At 71.2% G+C, this 5,197-nt stretch carries 6 protein-coding genes; 4 read left to right on the top strand and 2 right to left on the bottom strand.

Annotation, left to right across the window (positions count from 1 at the left end):
* Positions 1–169 precede the first annotated feature (169 nt).
* The 3 genes from mqnC to ACWEN3_RS40895 all read left to right on the top strand — a co-directional run bounded on the left by mqnC (position 170) and on the right by ACWEN3_RS40895 (position 2,927).
* Complete coding sequence (mqnC, locus tag ACWEN3_RS40905; RefSeq protein ID WP_452982131.1) at positions 170–1,369, top strand: cyclic dehypoxanthinyl futalosine synthase; 1,200 nt, start codon at positions 170–172, stop codon at positions 1,367–1,369.
* A gap of 7 nt (positions 1,370–1,376) precedes the next feature.
* Positions 1,377–2,039: an imidazolonepropionase-like domain-containing protein gene (locus ACWEN3_RS40900; protein WP_452982128.1), complete on the top strand. Its 663-nt coding sequence runs from the start codon at positions 1,377–1,379 to the stop codon at positions 2,037–2,039.
* Positions 2,040–2,231: 192 nt separating this feature from the next.
* Positions 2,232–2,927, top strand: coding sequence for a demethylmenaquinone methyltransferase (locus ACWEN3_RS40895; RefSeq protein WP_452982125.1), 696 nt, complete (start codon positions 2,232–2,234; stop codon positions 2,925–2,927).
* Positions 2,928–2,942: 15 nt separating this feature from the next.
* On the opposite strand, the gene ACWEN3_RS40890 is transcribed toward ACWEN3_RS40895, so the two are convergent.
* Positions 2,943–3,251 (bottom strand): PASTA domain-containing protein, encoded by a 309-nt coding sequence (locus tag ACWEN3_RS40890; protein WP_452982122.1) that lies wholly within the window; start codon positions 3,249–3,251, stop codon positions 2,943–2,945.
* A gap of 109 nt (positions 3,252–3,360) precedes the next feature.
* A complete protein-coding gene (locus ACWEN3_RS40885) occupies positions 3,361–3,879 on the bottom strand; it encodes a GNAT family N-acetyltransferase (RefSeq protein ID WP_452982120.1) in 519 nt (172 codons plus the stop codon).
* Positions 3,880–3,976: 97 nt separating this feature from the next.
* Here ACWEN3_RS40885 and ACWEN3_RS40880 point away from each other — a divergent pair.
* A partial coding sequence (locus ACWEN3_RS40880) for a geranylgeranyl reductase family protein (protein WP_452982117.1) occupies positions 3,977–5,197 on the top strand: 1,221 nt, incomplete at its 3' end.

The raw sequence follows: 5,197 nt of genomic DNA, 5'->3' as shown, positions 1-5,197 counted from the left end.
GACGGCCGTACCGTTCGGGCCGTTCCTCATGGCCGGCGCGCTCGCCGGGCTGCTGATCGGCGCGTACGCGGCCTGACGTGCCGGCCCGGCGTGGCCTGAGGTCTTCGCGTCGAAAGCGCTGGCGTAGGCTGGTTCGGTCTGTCCACAGCCTTGACGAAAGGGACGCCCGGTGACCGAGAAGGCCGACCTCCAGTCCGTGCTCGACCGAGCCGCGGCGGGCGGACGCATCACACCCGAGGAGGCGCTCGACCTCTACCGCGACGCGCCGCTGCACGCGCTGGGCGCCGCCGCCGACGCCGTGCGCCGCCGCAAGTACGCGGGTACCGAGCACATCGCGACGTACATCATCGAGCGCAACATCAACTACACGAACGTGTGTGTCACGGCATGCAGGTTCTGCGCCTTCTACGCGGCCCCCAAGGACACCGAGAAGGGCTGGACCCGCGACCTCGACGACATCCTGCGCCGCTGCGCGGAGACCGTCGAACTGGGCGGCACCCAGATCATGTTCCAGGGCGGCCACCACCCGGACTACGGCGTCGAGTACTACGAGAAGCACTTCAAGGCCATCAAGGACGCCTTCCCGCAGCTGGTGATCCACTCGCTGGGCGCGTCCGAGGTCGAGCACATGGCCCGGATCAGCGGGGTGTCCGTCGAGGAGGCCATCACCCGGATCCATGAGGCCGGTCTGGACTCCTTCGCCGGTGCCGGCGCCGAACTCCTGCCGGAGCGGCCCCGCAAGGCCATCGCCCCGCTGAAGGAGAGCGGCGAGCGCTGGCTGGAGATCATGGAGACCGCGCACCGGCTGGGCGTGGAGTCCACCTCCACCATGCTGATGGGCACGGGCGAGACCAACGCCGAGCGGATCGAGCACCTGCGGATGATCCGGGACGTGCAGGACCGCACGGGCGGCTTCCGCGCGTTCATCCCGTACACCTACCAGCCCGAGAACAACCACCTGAAGGGCCGCACCCAGGCGACCCTCTTCGAGTACCTGCGGATGATCGCGATCGCCCGCGTCTTCCTCGACAACGTCCAGCACATCCAGGGCTCGTGGCTCACCACGGGCAAGGAGGTCGGCCAGCTGTCGCTGCACTACGGCGCGGACGACCTCGGCTCGATCATGCTGGAGGAGAACGTCGTCTCCTCGGCCGGCGCCAGGCACCGCTCCAACCGCCTGGAGATCATCGACCTGATCCGCAAGGCGGGCCGCGTCCCGGCGCAGCGCGCCACGACGTACGAGCACCTCGTGGTGCACGACGACCCGGCGAACGACCCCGTCGACGACCGCGTGGTCTCCCACATCTCCTCCACGGCGATCGACGGCGGCACCGCCCACCCCGAGCTGAAGCTGCTGGCCTCCAACTGAGCCCCCGTTGCTGACGATCCACGCCGCCCCACTGGTCCTGCCGGTGGGCGCGGCCCCCGTCGTGGACGGAGCCGTCGTGGTGGACGGCGACCGGATCGCGGCCGTCGGGCCGTACGAGGAGGTCGCCGCCGGGGCACCGGGTGCGCGGGTGCGCCGCTGGCCGGGCGTGCTCACACCGGGCCTGCGCCAGTGGCACTCGCTGTGGCTGCTGCGCAAGTGCTACCACCCCGACCCGCGCGAAGCGGACGAACTGGGTGAACTGCCGCTGTGGGGCGAGCGGCTGGCCGCCCTGGGCGAGCTGACGGAGACGCGCTGGGCGGGCAGCGTACGGCGGGGTGTGCAGCGCATGCTGCGGTACGGCACGACGGCGGTCGCCTCCCCGGGAGCCCGCATCTCCGACCCACTGGTGGCCACGGCGGTCGCCCGGTCCGGCCTGATCGTCGTGGGCGCCCGGGAAGCCCCGGGCATGCTGCTGGGCGAGCGTCCCGATCTCGACCCGTTCGCCGAGGGCCACGACCTCCCCGGAACGGTCCACGGCCCCCTGGCCGTCGGCGGCCGGGCCGACCTGGCCGTGTTCGACGTGCCCGACGAGACGGCCCTGACGGAGCGCGGCGCGGCCACCTGCGTGGCGACCGTGCTGGCCGGCCGGCTGGTCCACCGGCGCCGCTGAGCGGCCTCAACCGCGGGCTGACGGTGGCGACCTGGGCGTCGTACCGGTTCGCGGAGGCGGCTCGCCGCCGTCTTCGTGCGACCGGAGGGCGGCACCGGCCGCGAGGCGGGCCGAACGGAACGTCCCCCCGGACGTCGCGGCGCGCAGGAAGCCCACGCTCCTCCCGTGCGGGCGGGCTGCAACAATGGGCGGGTGACCCGCGCATCCCTGGACAAGCAGCCGCACGAAGTCGCCTCGATGTTCGACAACGTGGCGGAACGGTACGACCTCACCAACGACGTGCTGTCCCTGGGACAGGACCGGCGCTGGCGCAAGGAGGTGGCGCAGGCGGTCGACGCGCGGCCCGCGCAGAAGGTCCTCGACCTCGCGGCCGGCACGGCCACCTCCTCGCTGCCCTTCGCGCGGACGGGCGCGTACGTCGTCCCCTGCGACTTCTCCCTGGGGATGCTCCAGGTCGGCAAGAAGAAGCACACCTGGCTGCCGTTCACGGCGGGCGACGCGACGAAGCTGCCCTTCAAGGACGACACCTTCGACGCCGTGACGATCTCCTTCGGGCTGCGCAACGTGCAGGACACCGACACGGCCCTGCGGGAGATGTACCGGGTCACCCGCCCCGGCGGACGCGTGGTGATCTGCGAGTTCTCGCACCCGACCTGGGCGCCCTTCCGGACCGTCTACACCGAGTACCTGATGCGGGCGCTGCCGCCGGTCGCGCGCGCGGTCTCCTCGAACCCGGACGCCTACGTCTACCTCGCCGAGTCCATCCGGGCCTGGCCCGACCAGCCCGCCCTCGCCGAGCGGCTGCGGAAGGCCGGCTGGTCCAAGGTGGCGTGGCGCAACCTCACCGGTGGCGTGGTCGCGCTGCACCGGGGCTTCAAGGAGAGCTGAACACCCGCCGGCGGCTCACCGGTCGATCATCTCGAACGCGTCCCCGGGCTCGCCCAGCTCGCGCTGCATGCCGCCCGTCGGCGGTCGCGGGATGCGTGGCTCGCGCACGCCTCCGCCGCCCTCGCCCTCCCCGAAGTCGAACCACACGTACACCATCGAGTCCGGCGGCACCTCGGCGCCGGGCTGCGGATACTGGCGCACGACGTAGTCGACGACGGTGCGGAGGAAGTCGGGGCGGTCCGGCGCGTTGAGGAACAGGCCCCGCGCCCGGGCCGTTTCGCGCGCGTCCACGGCCATCAGACCGACCAGACGCGGAACGCGCACTTCGGGTGTTTTGGGTGTTATACGCACAGATGTCACCCCCAGCGGTACTGGCAGGGTAACTCCGGTGCGCCCCACCCGGAAGGCGACGGTGTCTTTCTGTGACAGTTCGCTACTGTGTGTGATTAAAGGCCAGTCGGAAGCAGAGCGCCGACTCGTTCAGCCTGGGATGCGGGTAGGTCTCCGCCGGCTCCATGCCGAGCCGCCGGGTCACCGCGATCGACCGCTCGTTGCCCGGCCGCACCATGGCCACCACACCCGGCACGCCCGCCGCCCGCACCCGCTCCAGGGTCTCGCGCGCGGCCGCCCTGACATAGCCCTTGCCCCAGTGCGCCCGGCCGAGCCGCCAGCCGATCTCCATCTCGCCGACCGGACCCCAGTCCGGCTTCCAGGGCTGGGCGCCGGTGAAGCCGATGACCTCCCCGGACTCGTCCAGCACGGTCCACAGGCAGAAACCGAGTTCCGCGTCGTGCCGCCGCTGGCGCGCGGTGAGTTCCTCGTAGACCGACAGGGCGGCCGGTCTGCCGTCGTAGAACTCCATGACCTCGGGGTCGTCGAAGACCCGGTGCCAGGCGACCGCGTCCTCATGGGTGGGAACGCGCAGCCGTACCGCGGGGAGAGGTCGGTTCACAGGGCAGCCCTTCAGCCGGGTGATCAATTCTGCTGAATAGACTGCCCATGTCCAGTGCCGGTCGGCACGCAGATTTCGAACTTGGGGAGATCCCGCCGTGACCGTCGTGAAGGAGCCCCTCTCCGAGAACACCGCCGACGTGATCGTCGTCGGCGCGGGGCCGGCCGGCTCCACGACCGCCTACCACCTCGCCAAGGCCGGTCTCGACGTCCTGCTCCTGGAGAAGACCGAGTTCCCGCGCGAGAAGGTGTGCGGCGACGGCCTCACCCCGCGCGCGGTCAAGCAACTCGTGGCCATGGGCATCGACATCTCCGAGGAGGCCGGCTGGCTGCGCAACAAGGGCCTGCGCATCATCGGCGGCGGCTCCCGCCTCCAGCTGGACTGGCCGGATCTCGCCGCCTACCCGAACTACGGACTCGTCCGCAAGCGCGACGACTTCGACGAGCAGCTCGCCCGCAACGCCCAGAAGGCCGGCGCCCGCCTCTTCGAGCGCTGCAACGTGAGCGGCCCCGTCGTCGACGACCGCACCGGCCGCATCACCGGCGTCACCGCCAAACTCGGCGAGGAGAAGCGCGAGGTCACCTTCCACGCGCCGCTCGTCGTCGCCGCCGACGGCAACTCCACCCGGCTGTCCCTCGCGATGGGCCTGCACCGCCGCGAGGACCGCCCGATGGGCGTCGCCGTGCGCACCTACTTCACCTCCCCGCGCCACGAGGACGACTACCTGGAGTCCTGGCTGGAGCTGTGGGACCGGCGCGGCGCCCAGGACCGTCTGCTGCCCGGCTACGGCTGGATCTTCGGCATGGGCGACGGCACCTCCAACGTCGGCCTCGGCGTCCTCAACACCTCCGCCTCCTTCAAGGAGCTGGACTGGCGCGAGATCCTCAAGGCCTGGTGCGCGTCCATGCCGGAGGACTGGGGCTACACCCCCGAGAACATGACCGGCCCGATCCGCGGCGCCGCCCTCCCCATGGCCTTCAACCGCCAGCCGCACTACACCAAGGGCCTGTTGCTCGTCGGCGACGCCGGCGGCCTGGTGAACCCCTTCAACGGCGAGGGCATCGCCTACGCCATGGAGTCCGGCCAGATCGCCGCCGACGTCATCGTCCAGGCCCATGCGCGGGCCACGCCCGCCCAGCGCGAGATCGCCCTGCAGCGCTACCCGCGCGTCCTCAAGGACACCTACGGCGGCTACTACACCCTCGGCCGCGCCTTCGTGAAGCTCATCGGCAACCCCAAGGTCATGCAGATCGCCGCCCAGCGCGGCCTGACCCACCCGATGCTGATGAAGTTCACCCTGAAGCTGCTGGCCAACCTC

Source organism: Streptomyces sp. NPDC004561 (assembly GCF_053602155.1).
The sequence above is the reverse complement of the archived record's forward strand: the minus strand, read 5'-3'. Positions and strand labels throughout refer to the sequence as shown.